The 23,592-nt window shown below is 64.5% G+C and carries 20 protein-coding genes; 12 read left to right on the top strand and 8 right to left on the bottom strand.

All coding sequences use genetic code 11. The features are described from left to right. Positions 1-153 precede the first annotated feature (153 nt). From KMAL_RS04330 to KMAL_RS04320, 3 genes are read right to left on the bottom strand one after another with little or no spacing between them, the layout of a single operon-like run. A complete protein-coding gene (locus tag KMAL_RS04330) occupies positions 154-1,377 on the bottom strand; it encodes a phosphoglycerate kinase (RefSeq protein ID WP_110094529.1) in 1,224 nt (407 codons plus the stop codon). After that, complete coding sequence (gap, locus tag KMAL_RS04325; protein WP_110094528.1) at positions 1,377-2,399, bottom strand: type I glyceraldehyde-3-phosphate dehydrogenase; 1,023 nt, start codon at positions 2,397-2,399, stop codon at positions 1,377-1,379. The genes KMAL_RS04330 and gap overlap by 1 nt, the downstream gene beginning before the upstream one ends. Before the next feature lie 19 nt (positions 2,400-2,418). Beyond that, entirely contained in the window at positions 2,419-4,413 is a 1,995-nt protein-coding gene (locus KMAL_RS04320; protein ID WP_408887886.1) for a transketolase-like TK C-terminal-containing protein, read from the bottom strand. A gap of 278 nt (positions 4,414-4,691) precedes the next feature. Here KMAL_RS04320 and KMAL_RS04315 point away from each other — a divergent pair, with 278 nt between their 5' ends. Together KMAL_RS04315 and hemA are read left to right on the top strand one after the other, a co-directional pair. Next, positions 4,692-5,159, top strand: a complete 468-nt coding sequence (locus KMAL_RS04315; RefSeq protein WP_146044155.1) for a hypothetical protein — start codon at positions 4,692-4,694, stop codon at positions 5,157-5,159. Between the two features lie 245 nt (positions 5,160-5,404). Next, a complete protein-coding gene (gene hemA / locus KMAL_RS04310) occupies positions 5,405-6,694 on the top strand; it encodes a 5-aminolevulinate synthase (protein ID WP_110094526.1) in 1,290 nt (429 codons plus the stop codon). On the opposite strand, the gene KMAL_RS17515 is transcribed toward hemA, so the two are convergent. Continuing rightward, the gene (locus KMAL_RS17515; RefSeq protein ID WP_275399304.1) at positions 6,645-7,118 is read right to left on the bottom strand and encodes a GNAT family N-acetyltransferase; all 474 of its coding nucleotides are present in this window, start codon (positions 7,116-7,118) and stop codon (positions 6,645-6,647) included. The genes hemA and KMAL_RS17515 overlap by 50 nt on opposite strands. 139 nt (positions 7,119-7,257) lie before the next feature. Then, entirely contained in the window at positions 7,258-8,052 is a 795-nt protein-coding gene (locus KMAL_RS04300) for a DsbA family protein (protein WP_110094563.1), read from the bottom strand. Positions 8,053-8,246: 194 nt separating this feature from the next. Between KMAL_RS04300 and KMAL_RS16865 the strand changes: the two genes are divergently transcribed. The 4 genes from KMAL_RS16865 to KMAL_RS04285 all read left to right on the top strand — a co-directional run bounded on the left by KMAL_RS16865 (position 8,247) and on the right by KMAL_RS04285 (position 12,596). After that, positions 8,247-8,540 carry a hypothetical protein gene (locus KMAL_RS16865; protein WP_146044154.1) on the top strand — a complete coding sequence of 98 codons (294 nt, stop codon included), beginning with the start codon at positions 8,247-8,249 and terminating at the stop codon, positions 8,538-8,540. Between the two features lie 885 nt (positions 8,541-9,425). Next, complete coding sequence (locus tag KMAL_RS04295) at positions 9,426-10,835, top strand: gamma-glutamyltransferase (protein WP_110094524.1); 1,410 nt, start codon at positions 9,426-9,428, stop codon at positions 10,833-10,835. Between the two features lie 222 nt (positions 10,836-11,057). Then, entirely contained in the window at positions 11,058-12,098 is a 1,041-nt protein-coding gene (gene recA / locus KMAL_RS04290; RefSeq protein WP_110094523.1) for a recombinase RecA, read from the top strand. A gap of 102 nt (positions 12,099-12,200) precedes the next feature. Continuing rightward, positions 12,201-12,596 carry a hypothetical protein gene (locus KMAL_RS04285; RefSeq protein ID WP_239019933.1) on the top strand — a complete coding sequence of 132 codons (396 nt, stop codon included), beginning with the start codon at positions 12,201-12,203 and terminating at the stop codon, positions 12,594-12,596. A gap of 133 nt (positions 12,597-12,729) precedes the next feature. On the opposite strand, the gene KMAL_RS04280 is transcribed toward KMAL_RS04285, so the two are convergent. Beyond that, positions 12,730-14,037 (bottom strand): glycerate kinase type-2 family protein, encoded by a 1,308-nt coding sequence (locus KMAL_RS04280; RefSeq protein WP_208624756.1) that lies wholly within the window; start codon positions 14,035-14,037, stop codon positions 12,730-12,732. A 494-nt stretch (positions 14,038-14,531) separates the two neighbouring features. Between KMAL_RS04280 and coaA the strand changes: the two genes are divergently transcribed. After that, positions 14,532-15,506 (top strand): type I pantothenate kinase, encoded by a 975-nt coding sequence (gene coaA / locus KMAL_RS04275; RefSeq protein WP_110094520.1) that lies wholly within the window; start codon positions 14,532-14,534, stop codon positions 15,504-15,506. Between the two features lie 163 nt (positions 15,507-15,669). On the opposite strand, the gene aldA is transcribed toward coaA, so the two are convergent. Beyond that, on the bottom strand, positions 15,670-17,118 hold the full coding sequence (gene aldA, locus KMAL_RS04270; RefSeq protein WP_110094519.1) for an aldehyde dehydrogenase: 1,449 nt from the start codon (positions 17,116-17,118) through the stop codon (positions 15,670-15,672). A 213-nt stretch (positions 17,119-17,331) separates the two neighbouring features. Next, complete coding sequence (locus KMAL_RS04265; RefSeq protein WP_110094518.1) at positions 17,332-17,895, bottom strand: ferritin-like domain-containing protein; 564 nt, start codon at positions 17,893-17,895, stop codon at positions 17,332-17,334. Positions 17,896-18,119: 224 nt separating this feature from the next. Here KMAL_RS04265 and KMAL_RS04260 point away from each other — a divergent pair, with 224 nt between their 5' ends. The 5 genes from KMAL_RS04260 (at position 18,120) to KMAL_RS04240 (ending at position 23,438) form a co-directional block, all read left to right on the top strand. Then, positions 18,120-19,043, top strand: a complete 924-nt coding sequence (locus KMAL_RS04260; protein WP_239019932.1) for an NUDIX hydrolase — start codon at positions 18,120-18,122, stop codon at positions 19,041-19,043. Positions 19,044-19,201: 158 nt separating this feature from the next. Beyond that, entirely contained in the window at positions 19,202-20,182 is a 981-nt protein-coding gene (nadA, locus tag KMAL_RS04255; protein WP_110094517.1) for a quinolinate synthase NadA, read from the top strand. Then, positions 20,179-21,759 carry an L-aspartate oxidase gene (locus KMAL_RS04250; RefSeq protein ID WP_110094516.1) on the top strand — a complete coding sequence of 527 codons (1,581 nt, stop codon included), beginning with the start codon at positions 20,179-20,181 and terminating at the stop codon, positions 21,757-21,759. Before nadA ends, KMAL_RS04250 begins: the two co-directional genes overlap by 4 nt. Then, the gene (gene nadC / locus KMAL_RS04245) at positions 21,756-22,628 is read left to right on the top strand and encodes a carboxylating nicotinate-nucleotide diphosphorylase (RefSeq protein WP_110094515.1); all 873 of its coding nucleotides are present in this window, start codon (positions 21,756-21,758) and stop codon (positions 22,626-22,628) included. The genes KMAL_RS04250 and nadC overlap by 4 nt, the downstream gene beginning before the upstream one ends. Before the next feature lie 135 nt (positions 22,629-22,763). Further along, complete coding sequence (locus KMAL_RS04240) at positions 22,764-23,438, top strand: GntR family transcriptional regulator (protein ID WP_110094514.1); 675 nt, start codon at positions 22,764-22,766, stop codon at positions 23,436-23,438. Positions 23,439-23,592 lie beyond the last annotated feature (154 nt).

Below are 23,592 nucleotides of genomic sequence, written 5' to 3'. Positions count from 1 at the left end.
TTTTTCAAAAAGCTTCGAAGAACGCCGCCTTTTTGGAAAAAAGGCGGCACCCAAAAACTTTTATTCCTCAAGGATTTTCCATCTACAAAAAAGGGGACCATCCCGCAAAGGATGATCCCCCATAGCCCATCAGGACGGTAACAAAACGGCCGCTCAGATCGGCAATGCGCGCTCGAACACGGATTCCAGCGCCATGATGCCCGGCAGGGTCTTGCCCTCCAGCCATTCAAGGAACGCACCGCCTGCGGTGGAGATATAGGAAATCTCCTTCGTCACACCGGCATGGCGCAGGGCGGAGACCGTGTCGCCGCCGCCTGCGATGCTTTTCAGCCTGCCTTCGTGCGTCAGGCGGCCGACCTCCTGCGCCACGGCGTTCGTGCCCGCGTCAAAGGGCGGGATCTCGAACGCGCCAAGCGGCCCGTTCCAGACCAGCGTCTTCAGCGTCGCGATCTTCGCGCACAGGTCGCGCACGGTCTGCGGGCCGACATCAAGGATCATCGCGTCATCGGGGATGGCGTCGATGGCGACAACCTGCGTGGGCACGTTGGCCTTGAACTCGGTCGCCGTCACCGCATCGACCGGCAGCACCACCTCGCACCCCTTTTCCCTGGCCTTCGCCAGGATGGCGCGCGCGGTGTCGTGCATCTCGCCTTCCTGCAGGGAACGGCCGACCTTCACGCCCTGCGCCGCAAGGAACGTGTTGGCCATCGCGCCACCGATGATCAGCACCTGCACCTTTTCAAGCAGGTTGCCGATCAGGTCGAGCTTGGTGGAGATTTTCGCCCCGCCAATGATTGCGCCGACCGGGCGTTCAGGGTTTTCCAGCGCGATGTTCAGCGCGTTCAGTTCCGTCTCCATCAACCGCCCGGCAAAGGACGGCAGGTGGCGGGCCACGCCCTCGGTGGAGGCATGGGCGCGGTGGGCGGCGGAAAACGCGTCATTGACGTAGAAATCCGCCAGCGACGCCAGCGATTTGGCAAGGTCGGGGTCGTTCGCTTCCTCGCCGGGATGGAAACGGGTGTTTTCCAGCACCACCACGTCGCCATCCTGCATGGCGTCCACCGCCTTCTGCGCCACCGGGCCGATGCAGTCATCGGCAAAGGTGACGGGACGGCCCAGCGCATCGCCCAGCGCATCGGCAATCGGGGCCAGCGACATTTCAGGCACGCGCTGCCCCTTGGGGCGGTCGAAGTGGCTGACCACGATGACGCGCGCGCCCTTCTGCGCCAGTTCCTGGATTGTCGGCAGCAGGCGCAGCAGGCGGGTGGCGTCGGTAATCTGCCCCCCCTTGACCGGAACGTTCAGGTCCGCGCGCAGAAGAACCTTCTTGCCCGCGGGCTGAAGCTGATCCAGCGTCTTGAATGCGACCGTCGCCATTACAGGCTGCCGAACAGGGCGGCGGTATCGGACATACGGTTGGAGAAGCCCCATTCGTTGTCGTACCAGCTGCAGATGCGCACCAGCTTGCCGCCGTCGATCACCGCCGTCTGCGTCGCGTCAAAGGTGGAGGAGGCAACCGAATGGTTGAAATCCGAACTCACCAGCGGGGCGGTGTTGTAGTCGAGGATGCCCTTGAGCGGCCCTTCGGCTGCGGCCCTGCGCATCGCCTCGTTCACGTCCTCGACGGAAGACGGCGCGCGCTTCGGCACGAAGTCGAGCGAGACGAGGGAGACGTTGGGCGTCGGCACGCGGATGGCGGTCCCGTCGAGGCGCCCCTTCAGGTGCGGCAGGACCAGGCCCACGGCGCGCGCCGCCCCGGTGGAGGTCGGGATCATGTTCAGCGCCGCGCCACGCGCGCGGCGCGGGTCCTTGTGCAGCGTGTCCACCGTGCGCTGGTCGCCGGTATAGGAATGGATGGTGACCATGTAGCCACATTCGATGCCGAACGCATCATCCAGCACCTTCGCCACCGGGGCGAGGCAGTTGGTCGTGCACGAGGCGTTGGAGATGACCGTCATGTCGGATGTCAGCACATCCTGGTTGACGCCATAGACGATCGTCGCATCGACACCCGATGCCGGGGCGGAGACGATAACCTTGCGCGCGCCCGCCTTGATCAGCTGTGACGCGCTTTCCTTGTCGGTGAAGCGGCCGGTGCATTCCATGGCCACGTCCACGCCCTGAAACGGGACCTTCGTCGGGTCCGCCTCGGCCGAGACGTGGATCGGGGCATAGGTGCGGCCATTGGCCTTGATGATGATGCTGTTGCCCTCGACACGGACTTCGGCCGGGAAGCGGCCATGCACGCTGTCATAGGACAGGAGGTGGGCGTTCGCCTCGACACTGCCGAGGTCGTTGATGGCGACAGGGACGACATCGGTGCGTCCGCTTTCGATGATCCCGCGCAGGACGAGGCGACCTATGCGACCGAAACCGTTGATCGCGACTTTGACAGTCATTTCTTATTCTCCGTTAAGGTCAGTTCTGTAGTGCAGCGCTTCGGGATGACGTGTCCGAAAAAGGAAGAACCCCGTCATCATGCCGCCGGTTGCCAATGGTCCCGGCGGGGCCGTTGCCCGTGGCGTGGATCACCTCCAGCGCGCGGGCGACGATATGTTCGGGCTGTATGGTCACGTTGCGCTCCTGCCGTGTGCCGGCGGTGACGCTTTCGCCGAAACCATCAATCCCGATGAATGTCCCTTCCTGTCCCAGCCAGCGTTCCCACCCGAACCCGGATGCGGCCTCCACGCCAATCCGGGGTGCCGTTCCCAGCACCTGCTCACGATAGGATATTTTTTGCGCCGCGAACAGTTCCCAGCACGGCAGCGACACCAGTGCCGCGCCGATCCCCTGTTCACACAGCAGCAACTGCGCCATGCGCGCGGTCGCGACCTCCTGCCCCGTGGCGATCAGGGTGACCTGCCGGGGCAGGGTGGGGGATTCGGCCACGACATAGCCCCCCCGCGCGCACAGGTTCGTCAGCGGGTTGGCGTTGGGCAGCGTCGTGTCCGCCGCCACGTCGGCCGCCGGGATGAACGGGCACAGCGTCAGCAGGCTTGGCCCGTCGGTGCGCTCAAGGGCAAGTTCCATGCACTCCATCGTCTCGCGCCGGGTGGCGGGGCGGAACACCGCGACATTGGGCATGGCGCGCAGGCTGGCAAGCTGTTCCACCGGCAGCCATGCCGGGCCGTCCTCTTCCGGCGACAGGCCGCCATCGGTCAGGAAATAGATGACCTGGCGTTTCATCATGGCGGCAAAGCGCAGGGCGGGGCGCATGCGGTCCACGGCGACGAAGGTCGCGGCCCCGCACGGCAGGAACCCGCCATGCAGCGCGATCCCGTTCAGCAGCGCGGCCATGCCATGCACCTGCGTGTCGCAGCGTGTCGGCAGGGCGGCGGGGCCATGTCCCGTTGTCGCCCCGGACGCCAGGCCAAGGCGGGAGCGCAGGCACAGCACTTCCGGCAGGAGTTCGCGGAGGATATCAAGCCCGCGCCGGGCGTAGCTGGTGGTCGGCAATGCGGGATGGGACGTGCGGTGGCGTCCCGCGCCCTGCCATGACCGCCGCCAGTCGGTGCGCCACAGGGCCGGTCGCGCGCCTGAGATGATGCGTTCGAAATCGATGCGCTGCCGGTCCTTGGCCAGCCGGCGCAGCCATGACCGCCGTGCCGTGGCCCCGCGCCGCGCAGCCGAGGCCCACAGGCCGGGATCATCGACGAAGGGGGCGGCCGTTTCCGGGTCGGGTGCGGGGGACAGGCATGCGATCAGGCAGGGGCGGTGCGTGCGGATGGACGACGCGATGGCGGCCGCGATCTGTTCGGGCTGGTCGGCCGCGACCTTGCGCACGGACCAGCCCGACGCGGCATAGCGGGGGAGGGCCGCCTCGGCCTGCACGCGTTCATGTTCCGACAGGCCCACCAGCACCGTGATGCGGTCCAGCCCCATCTGTCCCGCCAGCACCGCCGCCTCCAGCGCCACGCCGGTCGACAGTTCGGACCAGCAGCTGACGGCCCATATGCGATGGTTGACAAGCGTGCGGCCGAAACGCGCGGCCATGTGCTGTTCCGCCATGGCCATGCCGATGGCGGCGCCCAGCCCCTGCCCGCTGGGCCCGAACCCCATGGTCGTGGCGGGGTGGGGGGTATCGTCCATGCGGATCGCCGCCTGTCCCGACAGGGTGACCAGCGCATCGACCAGCGTGCGGTACCGCACGGAGGAGACCACGAAACGGTCCCGGTCGAACCATGTGGGGCAGGCGGGATCGAACCTCAGGTACCGGCTCCACAGCACCGCGCAGGCATTGGCCATCGCACAGGCATGGATGACATGGTGGCTGTCGGCCTCGTTCGTGCGGATGATCTGCCGGATGGAGGCGGCGATCCGCCCCGTCTGGTCCAGCGGCGCGCCATCTTCCGCCATCAGCGGCGGGGCGGGGGGGACGTTGTGTCCAGTGTCGGTAACGGGGGACTGTTTCATGCCGTCTGGCCTGATCCACCTGCTGGTTCATGGTGGCAGGACGAATATGCCGCAGGCGGGATGCCGCATCGTGCCATGCCTGCCCTGTCCGGGTATCGCCGTGTCGGCGCATCACGTGATGTCCCACGACTACAGGATGACCCTTCCTGATCGCAAGTCCCCTGAATGCATGCCGGGTCACAGGCGTTTGATTGTGGGCATCCGGGGGGATGGCGGGGCGCGCCAATTGCCGTTTTGGCCCTTGCCCCGGGGCGTGGATGCTGTATCGCTTGGCGGTCATGCCCGTACCCTGCCGCATCGCGCTGCCGCTCCGTGTCCTCCTTGCCTCCAGCATGGTCTGGGTGGGCGGGTGTACGCTGATCGGGCAGAAGACGTTCAACCGCCATGCGGGCGACCCGCCGCAGGTGGTCATCCCGCCCCCGCCGCCGGTGGAGGTCCGCCATGTTCCGCCGCTTATTGAAATCCGGGCAGGGACGCCACAGCCGCAATGGCAGCCCGACCTGAAGAAAGCGGTGGCGGAGGCGCTGGCGCGCAAGCCCAACGTGCTGTTCACCATCGTCGCGGCCATTCCCGATGCCCTGTCGCCTGACGCGCAGGCCGCGCTGCTGTCGCGCATCGTTGCGACCGACGCGCAGGCTGTCGCGGCGGAGGTCGTCCATGATGGCGCCGACCCCGCACAGATGGAGATGACAGGCATGACCGATCCGGGCGTTGATGTCCCGACAATCCGCATCTATGTCCGCTAGGACGCCCAGAAAAGTGGAGATTTTTTAAATTTCACGGCGGCCCTGCCATGGTGACCCGGCGGCAGAAGGCCTATAAGACTGGACGGATAGGGAAATAATCCTGCCTGTGGGGCGTGACATTGCCGTTCCACGCCGTGGGACGACCGGCCGATGGCGCACGCCTGCGCTGCGGCGGGGCCGCGTCCGGCGCTGGAATGACGGTTCGGTGCGGGTATGGAACGAGGTTCGCATGGAAAGGAAGATCAGTGTCCAGTAATCATCCGGACGGCCATCCGTTTTACCGGTTCTGCCGCACCGCGCTGGCGGACATCCGCACGCAGGGCCGGTACCGCCAGTTCACCCCCCTCGCGCGGGAGGCGGACCGTTACCCCGTGTACGAGCAGGAAAAGGCCCCCGCCACGCCTGCGACGCCCGCCTGCGACCATGACCGCGAGGTCGTGGTATGGTCGTCGAACGATTACCTGGGCATGGGCGTCGAACCCGTCGTGATGGATGCCGCGATCACCGCGATCCGCGAACATGGCGCGGGGGCCGGCGGCACGCGCAACATCGCGGGCACCAGCCCCTTCCACACCGCGCTGGAGCGTGAACTGGCCGACCTGCATGGCAAGGAGGCGGGGCTGCTGTTCGTGTCGGGTTATGTCTCCAACCAGGCGAGCCTGCAGACCATCCTGACCAGCATGCCGGGCTGGATCTGCTTTTCCGACCGCCTGAACCATGCGTCCATGATCGCGGGCATCAAGGGTGCGCGTGGCTCCACCACGGTCATTTACGAACATAACGACCTCGAGGACCTTGAGGCCAAGCTGGCCGCCGCCCCGCCCGATGCGCCAAAGCTGATCGCGTTCGAGAGCGTGTATTCCATGGATGGCGACATTTCCGACATTGCCGGGACATGTGCGCTGGCGCGCAAATACAATGCCATGACCTATCTGGACGAGGTGCACGCGGTGGGCCTGTACGGCGCGCAGGGTGGCGGCATTTCCGAACGCGACGGCGTGGCGGACCAGGTGGACGTCATCGAAGGCACGCTGTCCAAGGGGTTTGGCGTGCATGGCGGATACATCACCGCGTCGAGCGAGGTCGTGGAATACCTGCGCCTTGCGGCATCCGGCTTCATCTTCACCACCGCGCTGCCGCCGGCCGTGGTTGCCGCCGCCCTGACGAGTGTGCGGCAGGTGCGCAAGGATGCGTGGCGTCGTGAAAAGATGTTCGAACGCGTCAACGCCTTCCGCGCCCGCCTGCGCAAGGCCGGGATCCCGTTCACCATGACGCCCAGCCATATCGTCCCCATCCCCGTGGGCGATGCGCAGCGCTGCCGTGACCTCAGTGACCGGCTGCTCAATGAATACGGGCTGTATGCCACGCCCATCAACTATCCCACCGTTCCGCGCGGGACGGAACGCCTGCGCCTGACGCCGGGGCCGTTCCACACGGACGAGATGATGGACCAGATGGTCACGGCGCTGTCGAAGCTGATGCGGATCAACGCACCGGTGGATGTCGCGCAGAAAATTGCCGAACCGGTGAAGTGACCGTTAGGGGGAGGAAAAGGGGGCACCTTTCCTTCCCCGGCCGCCAGCGCATTGCGCAACGTGATCCGGGCGGGAACCCTCCCGCGACTTCTTCCGCCAGCAGCGCTGCCAGCCATGGGGGTGGGGAGGCCATCTCCTCGAACCCCATTGCGCGGTAGAATGGCGCATTCCAAGCGACATCGCGAAATGTGGTCAGTGTCAGGCCACCCGGCAGGCGTGACTGGCGCACCCGGCGCATTGCCGCGTGTAAAAGCGCGCGTCCCATGCCGTGTCCCTGTGCCTCCCGGCGGACCGAAAGTTCAAGGATATGCAGGCTGTCATGCCACATGCGGGCGCTGAGGAAACCGGCAACCATGCCGGCGGCGTCATCCGCCACCCAGCAGGTCCCCGCCGCGATGCAGGCCAGATGGGCCTGCGGTGTCATGACATCGCCTGTCGCCAGTCCCGCCAGCGCGGGGATGGTGGCGAAGCGTTGCGCGGCGGAGCGTTCCGTTGCCGGCAGGGACGCCGCATCCGCCGGACGGGCGGCCCGTATGGCGGGAACGCTGCGTGGTGGTGCCGGATCAGCGGGTATGGGCGATGGCTTTCTTGAGTTCGTCGTAATCCACCGCGCCGGGGATGATCTGGCGGGCGTTGAAGACGAAGGTCGGCGTCCCGTCGAGGCCGATGCCGTGGGCGAGTTCCATGTTCGCCTGCAGCACGGCAGTGACCTTTTCCCCGTTCATCGCCTTGGCCATCTGTTCAGCATCCAGCCCGCACTGCTTGGCCAGCGTGCGCATGCGATCGACGGTGGGATGTTCCGAATCCGTCATGATCGCGTGCTGCATCTTGAAATACGCGGCCTGTCCCCCCTGCTGGAATGCGGCGACAAGTGCCTGTGACGCGATCAGGCTGCCCTGTCCCAGGACGGGCACGACCTTTTCGATGATGCGCACGCTCTTGTCCTCTGCCACGATCCGGTCGAGGTCGGGCAGGACCTTGCGGCAGTAGGGGCAGCGCGGGTCATAGAATTCGACCACGGTGGTGGTTGCCTGCGCATTGCCAAGGATCGCATCCGACGCCACGGGATTGAGCAGTTGGGCACGATGGGTGGCAAGGGCCCCCTGCGCCGAGGCCTGGGCCTGGTTGGCGGCGTTCTGCCGCAGTGCGGTGATGGCATCGGTCAGGATGGAGGGATCGGTCTTCAGCGCATCGCGCACGATTTCCACGATGGCCTTGCGTTGCGCGGGGGTGAATGTGTCGGCCGCGCCCTGTGCGGAGGCGGCGCCCGGCGTGTAAAGTCCGCCCACGAGGAGGGCCGCCGCAATGGTAGCGGGTGCCTTGCGGCGCAATCGGTAAATGCTACGGGAAATGGACACGGTGCGGCCTCCGTCAATCGGGTCAGGATGGGGTATGTAAAGGATGGTGGCAGGTAAGGAAAGAAGACGGCATGTGAAAGATGCGCCATGTCCGGCAAGGCCGACAGGGGCGGCCACATCCGCCGCAGCGAAAAAAGCCGAATCGCCTGATGTGGGGGCGTAGGACAGGGTCGCCATCCGGCTATGGATTGCTCATGCCGCTTCGTAAACGGGGGCAATCCATGGCGTCAGGAAAGACGCATCAGGACGCGCAGGCGGACATGTGGGTTCCCCTTTCCGTGCCAAGGAATCCTGTATTGTTGCGTGCAGATGTGAAGTGGGACGGAAGGGGTGCTTGTTATTTATTTATAATGAATATGTTTTATATCTGGTCGAACTGTTTTTTTGATTCTATGAGAATTGCTGTATGGGATATAAACATTGTATACAAAAATATAGAAAAGAAAATTAAAATCAACGAAATAGGTATGCCGATAAATGGTCTGTGAAATGAAAATAACACGGAGCAAATGGTTGTTATTAAAAATAAAATGAATAATATAAGAAAAAATTTTGCAAAGGAAGAAACTGAACTGGCGTTATAGATTTTCTGATTCCCATCAGTTACGAAAATAAGATATTTAATTTTATTGGGATACTCAAAGTAATTCAGGCTTAACTTTTTTCCGATTTCAATAAAATGTAAAAAATCCTTTGGAACATAGACTTTTCCAAGAGTTATGCTTTTTCCAGAGTCGGATTTCATATTGATGCTGCTATATTCTATCTGGTTCAGTTTTTCTTTGTGTATTCCAATATATTCTATTATTCCACACGCATTTTTAATATTTGGTTTACCTTCGAATTCCATATCTGGCTCTAACTTTTGTAATTAAACAGCTGTTAAACTCAATAAAACAGGAATGCCGGGCACAGGAAGCTGTTTTTATTCCTGTCGGATTTTTCCTGTCCGTCAACCTCATCGCGCATGGATACCATGTGTATCCGGGCCGTACCAATGGCATATGCTGTGTCGCGGAACTATCCTTGCCCATATTTCCTGCATGGGCATGTATCACCGGTAAAGCCGGACAGGGCAGTGCGCCGACAGGGCGTGAGGGGTTTTCCTCCTGTTGTGTGTGCATGCGGCGGGGGGCATGATGTCAACGAAATGGCCCACCGGAAGGCCCTGCGCTGGCGTCGCACCTGCGGCGGCAGTCGTGCAAAAGGCTGCTTGCCCCATGCGCGCAAGACCGCTAATGGCGGAATGCCGGTGTGTCGATGTCCTGGCTGGTGGGACATCTGCCGTTGTGGTCGAATGGAGAAGAAGACGCGTGCCAGAGCATTCCCTGAATTCCTTTGCGCGCAGGTCCGTCCGGGTTGCGTTTTCAGCAATGCTTGCGGTTTCCGTCGCCGGATGCGGCCATTCCTCGCCCATGCACCTTGTCACCCACATGTTCGGCCCGTCTCCCGGTGCGCTGATCGGCACGGTGGCCGCTGATGAACCCCAGGCCGCCATGGTCGGGCGTGACATCCTGTCGCGTGGTGGCAATGCGGCGGATGCGGCCGCTGCCATGGGCATGGCGCTGGCGGTGACGCTGCCGTCACGCGCGTCGATGGGATCGGGCGGGGCGTGCCTTGCCTATCGTCCCGGCGATAATGAAGGGGGACGCGCCTTCATCTTTACCCCGCGCGGCGGCACCACCGATGGCATTCCCGGCGCGCCCCATGCCGACCGTCCGGCGGCGGTGCCGATGCTGGCGCGCGGGTTGTACCTGATGCACCTGCAATATGGCACCACGTCTTTTTCCGAAATCCTGTCGGATGCGATGTCGCTGGCGGTCAATGGCGTGAATGTCAGCCATCAGTTGGCAAGTGACCTCGCCACCGTTCAGGGGCCGCTGCTGGCCGATCCGGGCATGCGCGCGATCTTCAGTCGCACCGATGGCACGGCGCTGGTCGAAGGGGATGCGCTGGTGCAGACGCACCTGTCCGGCGTGCTGGACCAGATCCGCAGCATGGGCGTGGGCGACATGTATAACGGCGCGCTGGCGCAATCCTTCACTGCTGGCAGCCAGGCGGCGGGCGGCGGGTTGCAGACCAGCGACCTGCGCGCGGCCATCCCGTCCGAACGCCTGCCGCTGCGGGTCAGCGCCGCAGGCGGCCTGACGGTCGCGTTCCTGCCGCCCCCCGCCGATGGCGGCCTCGGCAGTGCCGTCGCCTTCCGCGCGCTGCTGGCGGGGCAGGGTAATCCGGAGGCCCTGTCACAGGGGGCTGTCGCCTCATGGCGCGCCCGGGGCGGGGATACGCAGGGCAAGCTGACCAATGACGACCAGACCGCCCGCGCGCAGGCCGTCCTTGATTCCGGCACGCCGGGCAGCGGCATGCTGCCGCCGCTTCCGGCCTCGACCTCCTTTGCCGTGGTCGACCATGCCGGGATGGCCGTGGCGTGCAGCCTGACGATGAACAACCTGTTCGGCACGGGGCGTATCGCGGGGAACACGGGCATCGTGCTTGCGGCGTCGCCCGTGCGCATGCCCCCGGCACTGCTGTCTGCCGCGATCGCAAGTGACGGCCATGCCTTCCGCGCGGCGGTGGCGGGGTCGGGCCAGAATGATGCCGCCGCCGCCGTGGCGGAGGAAATGAAGCTTGTCCTGTCCGGGCAGGCGCCCGCGTCGCGGGCCGTCACGGCCGAAGGGCGCGTCAACGCCATCGTCTGTCCCCGTGGCCTGCCCGGTGACGGCGCGACATGCGCCGCAGGTTCGGACCCGCGTGAAACCGGCCTTGCCGTCGGGCCACGGTGAGGCATGGCCTCCGGTCGTGTAACGGGGCAGGAGAAATGATACGGCAAATGGCAGGGGCAAGGTTGTAAATGATCTTGTTTTGTTCCATATAGGAAGCAGCAAGGCAGCTTCCATGTGGAAAGGCCGCGGACATGTCCATCCTGTCCGGCGGGTCCTGTGTCGGTCCACAGACAGGAACATGGAATGCGCGAAACACAGCTTCGTCGAAAAGGTAGGCAGGCCATGGCACAGGCTCCGGGTATTGACAAAGGCAAGGCTCTCGAAGGCGCGCTGAGCCAGATTGAACGCGCGTTCGGCAAGGGATCGATCATGCGCATGGGCGAACGGCCCAAGGCGGAGGTCGACGTGATTTCCACCGGGTCGCTCGGCCTTGATATCGGCCTTGGCATCGGTGGCCTGCCGCGCGGGCGTATCGTGGAAATCTATGGCCCCGAAAGCTCGGGCAAGACGACCATGGCGCTCCATGCCATCGCGGAGGCGCAGAAGAAGGGCGGCACCTGCGCCTTCATCGATGCGGAACATGCGCTTGACCCCGGCTATGCGCGCAAGCTGGGCGTGGATGTGGACAACCTCCTCATCAGCCAGCCCGATGCGGGCGAACAGGCGCTGGAGATTGCCGATACGCTGGTGCGTTCCGGGGCGATCGACGTGCTGGTGATCGACAGTGTGGCCGCCCTTGTCCCGCGCGCGGAACTTGAGGGCGACATGGGCGACAGCCATGTCGGCCTGCATGCCCGCCTGATGAGCCAGGCGCTGCGCAAGCTGACGGGATCGGTGTCGCGTTCGAACACCATGATGATCTTCCTCAACCAGATCCGCCTGAAGATCGGCGTCATGTTCGGCAGCCCGGAAACGACGACGGGCGGCAATGCGCTGAAATTCTACGCGTCGGTCCGCATGGACATCCGCCGCATCGGTTCCATCAAGGACAAGGACGAGGTCGTGGGCAACCAGACCCGCGTCAAGGTGGTCAAGAACAAGATGGCCCCGCCCTTCCGGCAGGTGGAATTCGACATCATGTATGGCGAAGGCATCAGCAAGATGGGCGAACTGATCGACCTTGGCGTGAAGGCCGGCATCGTGGAAAAGTCCGGGGCGTGGTTCTCCTGCGACAGCCAGCGCATCGGGCAGGGGCGTGAAAACGCCAAGCAGTTCCTGCGTGAGCATCCCGAAATGGCCGCCGACATCGAACGCCGCGTGCGTGAGCAGGCGGGCGTGGTGGCCGAAGCCATGCTGGTCGATCCCGAAGATGAGGCGGAGTGACGCATCCACCCCGATGGCCGGTCCCTGCCGTCACCATGGCGTGACGGCAGGATATGCAATAATCGGGCTTTGTGCCGTGGCGCGGGATGATACTGTGCGCGCATGAAACCGCGTCTTGTCATGATCGGGATATTGCTGTGCCTGGCATCGTGCGCCGATACGATGCATGGCGATCCCACCGATCCCGTGGATGTTGATGAGGCAATGCCCCCCATTGGCGGGCATCGCGCCAACGGGACCACGGTGCCCGGCCCGGCGCATGCCTCCGCCGCCGGGCATGTGCGGCAGTTGCCGCGCATCAACCCGGACCCCGACGCCGCGACAGAGGCCTATCACCCCATGCCCGACGCGGCGGCGATGCAGATGATCTCCTCCGGCTATGACCCGTCACAGGCGGGGGACGATGATGATTCCCAGAATCAGGAAGACCCGAAGCACTTCGTCGTGCCCGACACGCAGGTCAGTTACGGCAAGCCGCACGGCGGCAATGCGAACTGAGCCGCCAGTTCGGGAAGAATGATTAAAAGTTTCTGGGTGCCGCCTTTTGATCTGAAAAGGCGGCGTTCCTTGAAGCTTTTTGAAAAAAGCTTCACCAAAAACTTTTGATTTTATCAATCGTTTTTCGAATTCCCTACAGCACCATGATTGCACGGATATCGTTGACGTTCGTCAGCGTTGGGCCGGTGCGGATCAGGTCTCCCGTGGCGTCAAACAGGCTGTAGCTGTCATGGCGGCGCAGGAAGTCGCGCGGGTCCAGACCCAGCGCACGGGCCCGTGACAACGTATCGGGCGTAATGAGCGCTCCTGCCGCGTCCTCGGTCCCGTCGATGCCGTCGCTGTCCCCCGCAATGGCCCAGATCCCGTCCTGTCCCCGCAGCGCAAGGGCGAGGGAGAGCAGGAATTCCGTATTGCGGCCGCCCCGTCCCGGCGGCCCGTCGGCCGGGCGGATGCTGACGGTCGTCTCCCCACCCGACAGCAGCACGGCAGGCCCTGCCACCGGCAGGTCGTGATGGCGCGCGGACTGTGCGATGCCGGACATGATGATCGCCGCCTCCCGGCTTTCCCCCTCCAGCGCGTCGCCAAGGATCAGCGGCGTCAGACCGAGGCAGCGTGCCTCGTCCGCTGCGGCCTCAAGCGCCATCAGCGGGGTGGAAATCAGGATGTAGCGGTTGTCCGGGTTGGGGGGCGCAGGTACGGGGGCAGGGCGCGTCAGGGCGTCGATCACCTGTGGCGGGACGGTGATGTCGCGACGGCGCAGCACCGCGAGCGCATCGGCAGGCGTCGTGGGGTCTGGCACGGTCGGTCCACTGGCGATGGTCAGCGGGTCATCCCCCGGCACGTCGCTGATGGCCAGTGTCAGCACACGGGCGGGTGCGCAGGCGCAGGCCAGGCGGCCGCCCTTGACCTGCGACAGGTGGCGGCGCACCAGGTTCATGTCGCCAATGTCCGCGCCCGAATGCAGCAGGGCGCGGTTGAGTGCACGCATGTCCTCCAGCGTCAGGCCCGGTGCGGGCAGTTCCATCAGTGCCGAACCGCCCCCGGAAATCAGGGCGATGACAAGGTCATCCGGCCCAAGGCCACGCACAGCGTCGAGCATGGCGCGCGCCGCGTCCTCGCTGCGGCGGTCGGGGACGGGATGGGCGGCTTCCATCACGCGGATGCGCGACGTTGTGGCCACATGGCCGTCGCGCGTCACCACCACACCGCGCAGCGGCACGTCCGGCCATGCCTGTTCCAGCGCCGCCGTCATGGCGGCCGAGGCCTTGCCCGCCCCCACCACCACGCACTGCCCCCTGGGCGGCGGCGGCAGGTGGCGCGCCAGCACGCGCGCGGGTTGTGCGCTGTGGATGGCGGCGTCGAAGATCCGGCGCAAGGCCGCGCGCGCGGCGTCGTCGCGCCATGCGCCCGGCGCGACAGGGAAGGAAGGGGTGGATGTCATCGGGCGGTCCATCATGTGCAGGAAGGGGCTGTGTTCTCGTCGCCTCTGGCAGCGTTCTTGTCCGTGGGAGCAGGAGGTCCCATTCCCGATCCATTGGTAAGTCATGGTTTCCAAAGGGCAATGCCCCCTGGCGGGTTTCAGGGCCGCGCCCTGGGCGTTTCCCTCAGTCCAGGAACCTGTCGCGCCGACGCCGTGCAAATCATAAAGAAGTTCCTGCCTGCAGGCTGCCCCGGAAAACAGGCCACACCATGGGGCACGCGCCCGGTGCATGGCCTGCTGTCGCGCGTCATGGCGGGGGGGGGGCGGCAGACGGGGGCAGGCGTGTCACAATTGTCACGACTGTATCAGGTGGGGGCCGTAGGACGCGCACCCTGGCCCTGCACACGCGAAATTGGGGCCGGTCGCTCTGGATCGGGGCGGGGTAAGATGTTACGCCGCCCGGCGTGGATCAAGGGCACCCGTGCCCGGATCGACCATCAGGAGGAGAGCGGCCCTTGGAGAGTGGAAAGGGTAACAGGCCCGACACGCCACAGGTCCCGTCATATGGCGCGACCCGGCCATACATGATTTTCCCCCGCCCCGAATGGGCGGCCCTGCGCGCGAATGTGCCCCAGTCCCTGAACGAGGCGGAGGTCGCGTCCCTGCGCGGCCATAATGAACCGGTCTCGCTCGAGGACATTGCGGAGGTGTACCTGCCCCTGTCGCGCCTGCTCAACCTGCATGTGCTTGCCAGTCGCAGCCTCAACAACATGGTCAAGAGCGCCTTCCTCGGCGTGCCGCGCAGGACGGTGCCCTTCATCATCGGCATCGCCGGCAGCGTCGGCGTGGGCAAGAGCACGTTCGCCCGCCTGCTGCAGGCGGTGCTGTCGCGCTGGCCCGACCATCCCAACGTGTCGCTGGTGACGACGGACGGCTTCCTGCTGCCCACGCGCGTGCTGCAGGAGCGTGACCTGATGGCGCGCAAGGGCTTTCCCGAAAGCTATGACCTGCGGCAGATGATCTCCTTCCTTGCAGCGCTCAAGGCGGGGGAGCGGAACCTCGACGTGCCCATCTACTCGCACGAGGCGTATGACATCATCCCCGACCGCTATCAGGTGGTGGACCAGCCCGACATCCTGATCTTCGAGGGGCTGAATGTGCTCCAGACCGCGTCGGAACAGCCCTTCATGGCGTCGGATTTCTTTGACTTCTCTATCTACCTCGACGCCGATACGCAGGATATCGAACGGTGGTATGTGCAGCGTTTCCAGTTGCTGCAGCAGACCGCCTTTCGCAAGCCGACATCGTATTTCCACCATTACCGCGACCTGACCCCGGAACAGGCGGAAAAGGTGGCGCGTGATATCTGGCGGCGCATCAACCTGCCCAACCTTGAGGAAAACATCCTGCCCACGCGCGAACGCGCGCGCCTGATCCTGCGCAAGGGGCCAAGCCACAGCGTCAGCACGGTCTGGATGCGCCAGATCTGAGGGCGTGCGTGTTTTTGGGGGCCGCCTTTTGATCTGAACGGGCGGCGTTCCTTGAAGCTTTTTGGAAAAAACTTCACCAAAAACTTCTTTTACTTCAGTTGGTTCATACAAAAACAGGAGGCCCGGAGGCCCCCTGTCATGGTTGCGCGATGCGAAAACCGCCTCAGTAATTGAGGTAGATGGTCTTGGTATCGACATAGGCTTCGAGGCCGTACTGCCCGTCCTCGCCCCCGATGCCGCTGTCGCCATAGCCATGGTGGAAACCCTGCGCGGCCTCGCCCCCCTCGCGGTTGACGTAGATCTCGCCAAAGTTCAGTTCGTTGCTCATGCGCATGACCTTCTTGAGGTCCTGCGTGAACATGTAGGCCGACAGGCCATAGCGCGACTTGTTGGCCATCATCAGCGCCTCGTCAAAGTCCTCGACCTTGATGAGCGACAGGACCGGGCCGAACACCTCGTTCTGGGTGATGTCCATTTCGTTCGTCACGTTGGTCAGCAGCGTGGGGGCATAGAAATTGCCCGCGTCATAGATGCCACCCGTCAGCGCCTTGCCCCCGATCTCGACCTTCGCCCCCTGCGCCACGGCGTGCTGGACCATCTCGTCGACCTTTTCAAGCTCGGCCCTGCTGATCTTCGGTCCCATGGTCGTGTCCGCATCCAGCGGGTTGCCGACCTTGATTTCCGCGATCTTCCGGCGCAGCAGTTCGAGAAACCGGTCATAGACCGCCTGGTGGACATAGGTGCGTTCGTTGGCGGTGCAGACCTGCCCGCAGTTCATGAAGCGCGCGGCGACGGCGGCGTTTGCGGCCGCCTCGATATCCGCATCGTCCATGACGATGAACGGCGCCTTGCCGACCAGTTCCAGCCGCACTTCCTTCAGCCCCTCGGACGCCGCTGCCATGATCTTGCGGCCTGCGGGCGTGCTGCCGGTCATGGTGATCAGCTTGGTGATCGGGTTGACGACCAACTGGTTGCCCACCGTCACGCCACCACCGGTGACGACATTGAACACGCCCTTGGGGAAGCCTGCCTCCACCGACAGTTCCGCAAGCGCCAGTGTGGACAGCGGCGTCAGTTCATGCGGCTTGATGACGAACGTGTTGCCCGCCGCCAGCGCCGGGCCAAGCTTGCGCGCCGTCAGGGCAAGGGGGAAGTTCCATGCCGAAATCCCGGCAACGACGCCATGGGGGATCTTCTCGATCAGGATCTTCTCGCCCGGGCGGCTGCCGGGGATGATGTTGCCTTCCAGGCGGCGGGCATTTTCCGCGGCGAAACGGATCAGCTGGATGGCGAAATTGACCTCCACCTTTGCCTCGCGGATGGGCTTGCCGTTTTCGGTGGTGATGATGCGCGCCAGCTTTTCCTCGTCACGGCGGATCAGGTCGATCAGCCTGTACAGGCAGTCCGCGCGGTCGGTGGCGATCAGGCGGCTCCAGGTGCCAAAGGCTTCCTGCGCCGTCTGCAGGGCGCGGTCCACGTCGTCCTTGCTGGCGATGGCGACGCTGGCCAGCGCCTCGCCCGTGGCGGGGTTGCGGATGGTGTCGCGTTCCTCGGTCGTGGCGGGCACCCATTCGCCACCAATGAACAGGTCGTAGGTTCTGACGTCCGTCATGTCAGGGTCTCCGTAATGATTGGTCTGGTCTGGCACAGGTCAGGCCACCTTGGCGAAGGCGGTGTCAACCGTGCGGCAAGGGGATGCGGCGCCCGCACGCCCGGCGCGGGTGGAACCGGCGGGGGAGGGGCGTGCAGGGGCGTCCGGCCATGTCGGGACATGGCCGGTGGACGCAGGCGCCGCGAAAAAAGGGGGAAGTGGCCGGAAGGGATATCAGGGCAGGAACGGCTTGCCTTCATGCGCGACCAGAAGGTCATGCATGTCTGTTGCGTGCTCCTCCTCCTCGGCAAGGATCTTTTCGAGCATGATGCGCGTGGTGGGGTCATGGTCCGCGAAATAGCGGATCAGTTCGCGGTAATGTTCGATCACGAGGCGTTCTGCCACGAGGTTTTGGCGCACCATTTCCACCAGGTTGCCGCCCGCGCCATATTCGCTGGCCGAACGGGTCGCCAGTCCTTCGGGTGACAGGTTGGGCACGCCGCCCAGCTGGTCGATGCGTTCGGCGGCCCACATCATGTGCGCGCGCTCTTCCTTGGCGTGGGTGGCGAATTCGGCGGCCACGCTTTCGCTGGTGATCCCCTCGACGGAGATGGAATGCATGGTATAGCGCAGGACACAGACCAGTTCCGTCGCGACAACCGTCTGCAACAGGTCGATGGCCGTCTTGACATTCCCCTGATAGGCAGGGGTCAGCGCGCCCTGTTCTATGGAGGCCTTTGCACGGGCGCGCAGGGTCTGCACGTCGGTCAGGAATGTGTTTTCAGCGACTTTCGCCATTCCGATGCTCCTTTTCGGGTCATGAACGGGCACAGGTCACAAGGACCCGTGCCTGTGGCGTCCGTTTCGGATTGTGTCTGTCATAACGGGGCAGGGGCGTGACGGTTGCATGCGAAACACACCGGCGCGTGATACGGGGGCATGTGATACATGGGACATGTGACATGGCAGGACGTTACACCCGGGCATGAGGGGCGGCATGACGGGGTGGCATGATGGGGGGCATGATGGGCGCGGATGGCATGATGTCGCATGTGGTGACGGAACTGATCGCGGTGCTGACGGCGGTGCGCGATGGCGTGCCGCAGGTGATGACGATCGACGATGGGCGCCTGCTGCCTTCCGGCCCGCTGGAAAGCAGCCACCGTTCCCTGCAGGCGGGGGTGCGTTCATGGGTGGAGCAGCAGACCGGCCATCCCATCGGCCATGTGGAACAGCTCTATACCTTTGCCGACCATGACCGTGCCCTGCACCCCGAACAGGGGCGCAGCATCTCCATCTCCTACCTCGCCCTGACCCGCAGCCACGCGCGGGAGACGGGGTGGCGCGACTGGTATGACTATTTCCCGTGGGAAGACCGCACCAGCGACACGACGCAGGAAATCACGGACCTGATCGAACGCCGCCTGTGCGCCTGGGTGGCGGGCATGGCGGATATCGAGACGCGGATGCGCCAGTGGCAGCGCTGCATGGCGCTGTTCGCCATCGGTGATGGCGGCGCGTGGGACGATGAACTCGTGCTCCAGCGCTATGAACTCCTGTATGAGGCGACGCTGGTGACGGAGGCCGGATGCCCCCCCGCGCAGGCGATTCCCGGCCGGTACATGCACCGTGACCACCGTCGCATATTGGCAACGGCCATGGCGCGTCTGCGCGCAAGGATACGTTACCGCCCCGTTGTCTTCGAACTGATGCCCGAGGAGTTCACCCTGTTCCAGTTGCAGCGCACGGTCGAAAGCCTTGCGGGCTGCCATGTGCACAAGCAGAATTTCCGCCGGCTGGTGACACAACAGCAACTTATTGAGGAAACAGGCAGGATTGATGAAAAGACCGGCGGCAGGCCCGCCCGCCTGTTCCGTTTCTGTGGCGAGGTGCGGCGTGCGCGGCAGTTCGCGGGAAGCAAGCTGCCGATCGTGCATTCGGGCTGAACGCGCCCGCCACGCCGGGGGATGCGCAAGGGGATCACGAAAATCCTGATTGACACAGGCGGGGTTTCACGTTGGAAGTGTCCGGCCGGATGATCGTGCCTCACTTATACTCAAATTGAGTATAAAGAAATCTGGGGCCGCCGGCGAGGAGGGCAATCATGAATCAACTGGGTCCCCGGCAAGCGGCTGACCGGCTTTACGACCGCGTGCGCCATCTGGTCCCCGAGATGGAGTGGGCGACGTTCCTGGACGACATCCGCGCCATCGAGGAGCTCAAGCGGCAGCGCAACGCGATCATTCTGGCACACAACTACCAGACGCCGGAAATCTTCCACTGCGTTGCCGACATCCGTGGCGACAGCCTCGCCCTCGCGCGTGAAGCGCAGGAGGCCAGCGCCGACGTCATCGTCATGGCCGGCGTGCATTTCATGGCCGAGACGGCGAAGATGCTCAATCCCGACAGCACCGTGCTGATCCCCGACATGCGGGCAGGATGCTCGCTGGCGGATTCCATCACGGCCGCCGACGTGCGCCTGCTGCGTGAACGCCATCCCGGCGTGCCCGTCGTGACCTACGTCAACACCTCGGCGGAGGTGAAGGCCGAAAGCGACATCTGCTGCACGTCGGGCAATGCGAAGCGCGTGGTCGAAAGCCTTGGCACGGACCGGGTCATCATGATCCCCGACGAATTCCTCGCCCGTAATATCGAGGCGGAGACCGGCATCCAGATGATCACGTGGCCCGGCCATTGCGAGGTGCACGAACGCTTCACCCCGCAGGAGATCACCCGCATGCGCGAGGACAATCCCGGCGTGGTGGTGCTGGCGCATCCCGAATGCCCGCCCGAAGTCGTCGCGGTGTCGGATTTCTCCGGCTCCACCGCGATGATGAGCGATTACGTGCAGGCCCATGACGGCGGCAAGGTGCTGCTGGTGACCGAATGCTCCATGAGCGACAACCTCGCCCTTTTGCATCCGAAGATCGATTTCGTCCGCCCGTGCAACATGTGCCCGCACATGAAGCGCATCACCCTGTCGGGCCTGCGCCATGCGCTGGAGACCATGACGCATGAGGTGACGATCGACCCGGCACTCGCGGCGCGCGGGCGGCGTGCGGTCGAACGCATGCTGGCGATATGACGGGCGAAAGCCTGCGTGCCCTGGCCGGGCAACCCGTCATTGTCGGCGGCGGACTGGCCGGGGTGATGACGGCGCTGATGCTCGATCGGCCCTGCGTGCTGCTGTCGGCAGGACCATTGGCCGCCGTCCGTCCCGCAATGGCGTCGAGCATGCTGGCGCAGGGCGGGATTGCCGCAGCCGTAGGGGCGGATGATGCGCCCGCGCTGCATGCGGCCGATACGCTGGCCGCCGGGGCGGGGCTGTGCGATCGCGCGATCGTGGAACGTGTCACTGCCGACGGGCCGGACGCCATCGCGCGCCTTGCGGCGTTCGGGGTGCGGTTTGACCGCGCGGCGGACGGGACGCTTAAACTGGGGCTGGAGGCCGCGCACTGCCGCCACCGCATCGTGCATGCCCGTGGCGATGCCTCCGGTGCCGCGATCATGGAGGCACTGGTGGCGCGTGTGCGTGCCACGCCGCGCATCACGGTACTTGAAAACGCCCGGGTGCATGCGCTCCTGACCCATGACGGGGCCGTGACGGGCGTGCGCGCCGGCATTGCCGGGCGCGATATCGCATGGCCCGCGCCTGCCGTGGTGCTGGCCACGGGGGGGATCGGCGGCCTGTTTGGCGATACGACCAACCCGCTGGGCGCGTGCGGGCAGGGACTGGCGCTGGCCGCGCGTGCAGGGGCGGTCCTTGGCAACCTTGAGTTCGTGCAGTTCCACCCCACCGCCCTTGCCGCGCGCCATGTGGCGGGGCCGATGCCGCTGATCAGCGAGGCCGTGCGTGGCGAAGGCGCCGTGCTGGTGGACGAGAACGGTGATCGCTTTACCGAGGAACTGGCCGCGCGCGACATCGTCTCACGCGCGGTGTGGCGGCATATGCGCGCGGGGCATCATGTCTTCCTTGATGCGCGGTCGGTGCTCGGTGCCCGGTTTGCGACACGTTTCCCCGCGATCGACGCGCTGTGCCGCGCGCAGGGCATCGACCCTGCCCGCCAGCCGATCCCGGTGCGTCCCGCCGCCCATTACCACATGGGGGGAATCGTCGTGGATGGCCGTGGCCGCACCGGCGTGCCGGGCCTGTGGGCATGCGGGGAAGTGTCCTGTACCGGCCTGCACGGGGCAAACCGCCTTGCCAGCAATTCCCTGCTCGAAGCGGTGTCGTTTGGCACATGGGTCGCCCATGACCTGTCGGGCCTGCCTGTGGCGCGCACCGCCCCGCCGGTGGATGACGGCGCGCTCGCCCCGGCGGCCCCGGCCCCGACCGAGGCCCAGCGCCGTGCCATGGCGCGGGGCGCGGGCGTGGTGCGCACGCACGACGAACTGCGTGAGACGCTGCGCCTGTTCGCCCCACGGGTGGAGCGCGATGACGCGGCCCTCGTCTCCGCCATGGTGGTGCTTGCGGCCCTGCGCCGCAGGGAAAGCCGGGGGGGGCATTTCCGTGCCGATTTCCCCGATACCGCCCATGATGCCGTGCCGTCGCGCCTGACGCTGGATGCGGCGCGCGCCGAAATCGCGGCGGTCATGGCGCAGGCTGGCACGACGCCGGCCGACACGATGACACTATCCCCTGATAACGGAGTGATCGCATGACGATCCGTCCCCCATCGATCCGCCCCCTGCCTGACCTGATGCTTGAACCGCTGGTGCGTGCGGGCCTGATGGAAGATCTGGGCCGTGGTGGCGACCTGACCACCGATGTCACGCTGGGGGCGGACAATCCCGCCGCCCATGCGGTGCTGTCCGCCCGGCAGGCCGGGGTGGTCGCGGGTCTGGACATGGCGCGACTGGCCTTCACCCTGATGGACCCGGCCATCGAATTCACGGTCGCGGCCCCTGATGGCACCCATGTCACCCCCGGACAGGTGATCGCCAGCGTGCGTGGCCCGGCGCGCGGGATCCTGTCGGGGGAACGGGTTGCCCTGAATTTCCTGTCGCACCTGTGTGGCATCGCTACCGCGACGGCGCAGGTCGCGGCTGCGGTGGAACCTTTTGGCGTCAAGGTCAGTTGTACGCGCAAGACCATGCCGGGCATGCGTGCGATCCAGAAATACGCCGTGCGCGCGGGCGGTGGCGCCAATCATCGCTTCGGACTGGATGACGCGATCCTGATCAAGGACAACCACCTTGCGATCGCGGGGGGGATCCGTCCCGCCCTGACGCGGGCGCGGGCGGCGGCGGGGCACCTGGTCTGTATCGAACTGGAAGTCGATACGCTGGAACAGTTGGCCGAGGGGCTGGAGGTCGGGGGGGTGGATGTCTTCCTGCTCGACAACATGACACCGGAGCAGTTGCGCAAGGCGGTCAGCATGATCGACCATCGCGCCGTGGCCGAGGCATCAGGCGGCGTCACGCCCGAAAATGCCGCTACGATCGCCGCGACAGGGATCGACCTGATTTCGATGGGATGGTTGACCCACAGTGTCAGGGCGATGGATATCGGGCTGGATTATCAACCCTAGGCTGTAGTCGTGTGTCATTTAAATTAAATATGCATAAAAAATGCAACTGACACACAGTACAAGTTGCCATCTGCGGGGAGATCATTATTTATACGGATTAATAAGATATATTTGTACGAAGGATAAGATAGCAGTATGGTGGCGGATATCACGGACCAGAACAGCAAGCCCCCCCGACGTGTCCTGAGCGTTGATGCCTATGAACATGTCCGGCGTGGCCTGATCCGCAGCCGCTATCGCGCGGGCGAACGTCTTGTCCTGCGTCCCCTTGCTGCCGAACTTGGCCTGAGCCCGACCCCCGTGCGGGAGGCGCTGCTGCGTCTGGTGTCCGAACATGCGCTGGAACTCAATGACCGCAACACGGCGGTCGTGCCTGCGATGACCCGTCGCAATTTCGCGGAAATCCATGCCCTGCGCTCCGACCTTGAAGTCAGGCTGGCGGAGGCCGCGGCCCTGAAGGCCAGCGCGCACGGGATCGAGACGCTGGCCATGCTGCATCGTCAGTTTGTCGATGCGCTGGCCATTCGTGACGATGGGGCGGTTGCCGCCCTGAATGCGGATTTCCACACCACGATCGCGACATTGGCGGACCTGCCGCTGACGGCCAACATCCTGCGGAACCTGTGGGTGCGGATCGGCCCGCTTTATGCCCTGTCGCGCCCGATGCCCAGCATGCGCAGCATGGGCGACGTCCATCCGCATGCCGCGCTGATCGATGCGTTGCGCGCGCGTGACCCGCAGGCCGCGCGGGAGGCGATCACCCGCGATTTCAACAATGCGCGGATCTGGATCGAACCGATGCTGGCTTGAAGCCAGATTGTGCTGCCATGAAAACATTCAAAAGTTTTTGGTGAAGCTTTTTCCCAAAAAGCTTTAAGGGACGCCGCCTCTTTCGATCAACAGGCGGCCCCCAAAACTTTTATCTTTTTCCCAAGGGCAGTTCCCGGCCATGGAAAATGCAAAA

Source organism: Novacetimonas maltaceti, assembly GCF_002906255.1.
Taxonomy (GTDB): domain Bacteria; phylum Pseudomonadota; class Alphaproteobacteria; order Acetobacterales; family Acetobacteraceae; genus Novacetimonas; species Novacetimonas maltaceti.
The sequence above is the reverse complement of the archived record's forward strand: the minus strand, read 5'-3'. Positions and strand labels throughout refer to the sequence as shown.

What these genes read in the sequence shown, in the direction of transcription:
- KMAL_RS04330 (WP_110094529.1), bottom strand. Translation starts at nt 1,377, where the DNA reads ATGGCGACGGTCGCATTCAAGACGCTGGATCAGCTTCAGCCCGCGGGC.
- gap (WP_110094528.1), bottom strand. Translation starts at nt 2,399, where the DNA reads ATGACTGTCAAAGTCGCGATCAACGGTTTCGGTCGCATAGGTCGCCTC.
- KMAL_RS04320 (WP_408887886.1), bottom strand. Translation starts at nt 4,413, where the DNA reads ATGAAACAGTCCCCCGTTACCGACACTGGACACAACGTCCCCCCCGCC.
- KMAL_RS04315 (WP_146044155.1), top strand. Translation starts at nt 4,692, where the DNA reads ATGCCCGTACCCTGCCGCATCGCGCTGCCGCTCCGTGTCCTCCTTGCC.
- KMAL_RS17515 (WP_275399304.1), bottom strand. Translation starts at nt 7,118, where the DNA reads ATGACACCGCAGGCCCATCTGGCCTGCATCGCGGCGGGGACCTGCTGG.
- KMAL_RS16865 (WP_146044154.1), top strand. Translation starts at nt 8,247, where the DNA reads ATGCCGCTTCGTAAACGGGGGCAATCCATGGCGTCAGGAAAGACGCAT.
- KMAL_RS04295 (WP_110094524.1), top strand. Translation starts at nt 9,426, where the DNA reads ATGCTTGCGGTTTCCGTCGCCGGATGCGGCCATTCCTCGCCCATGCAC.
- recA (WP_110094523.1), top strand. Translation starts at nt 11,058, where the DNA reads ATGGCACAGGCTCCGGGTATTGACAAAGGCAAGGCTCTCGAAGGCGCG.
- KMAL_RS04285 (WP_239019933.1), top strand. Translation starts at nt 12,201, where the DNA reads ATGAAACCGCGTCTTGTCATGATCGGGATATTGCTGTGCCTGGCATCG.
- KMAL_RS04280 (WP_208624756.1), bottom strand. Translation starts at nt 14,037, where the DNA reads ATGACATCCACCCCTTCCTTCCCTGTCGCGCCGGGCGCATGGCGCGAC.
- aldA (WP_110094519.1), bottom strand. Translation starts at nt 17,118, where the DNA reads ATGACGGACGTCAGAACCTACGACCTGTTCATTGGTGGCGAATGGGTG.
- KMAL_RS04265 (WP_110094518.1), bottom strand. Translation starts at nt 17,895, where the DNA reads ATGGCGAAAGTCGCTGAAAACACATTCCTGACCGACGTGCAGACCCTG.
- KMAL_RS04260 (WP_239019932.1), top strand. Translation starts at nt 18,120, where the DNA reads ATGATGGGCGCGGATGGCATGATGTCGCATGTGGTGACGGAACTGATC.
- nadA (WP_110094517.1), top strand. Translation starts at nt 19,202, where the DNA reads ATGAATCAACTGGGTCCCCGGCAAGCGGCTGACCGGCTTTACGACCGC.
- KMAL_RS04250 (WP_110094516.1), top strand. Translation starts at nt 20,179, where the DNA reads ATGACGGGCGAAAGCCTGCGTGCCCTGGCCGGGCAACCCGTCATTGTC.
- nadC (WP_110094515.1), top strand. Translation starts at nt 21,756, where the DNA reads ATGACGATCCGTCCCCCATCGATCCGCCCCCTGCCTGACCTGATGCTT.
- KMAL_RS04240 (WP_110094514.1), top strand. Translation starts at nt 22,764, where the DNA reads ATGGTGGCGGATATCACGGACCAGAACAGCAAGCCCCCCCGACGTGTC.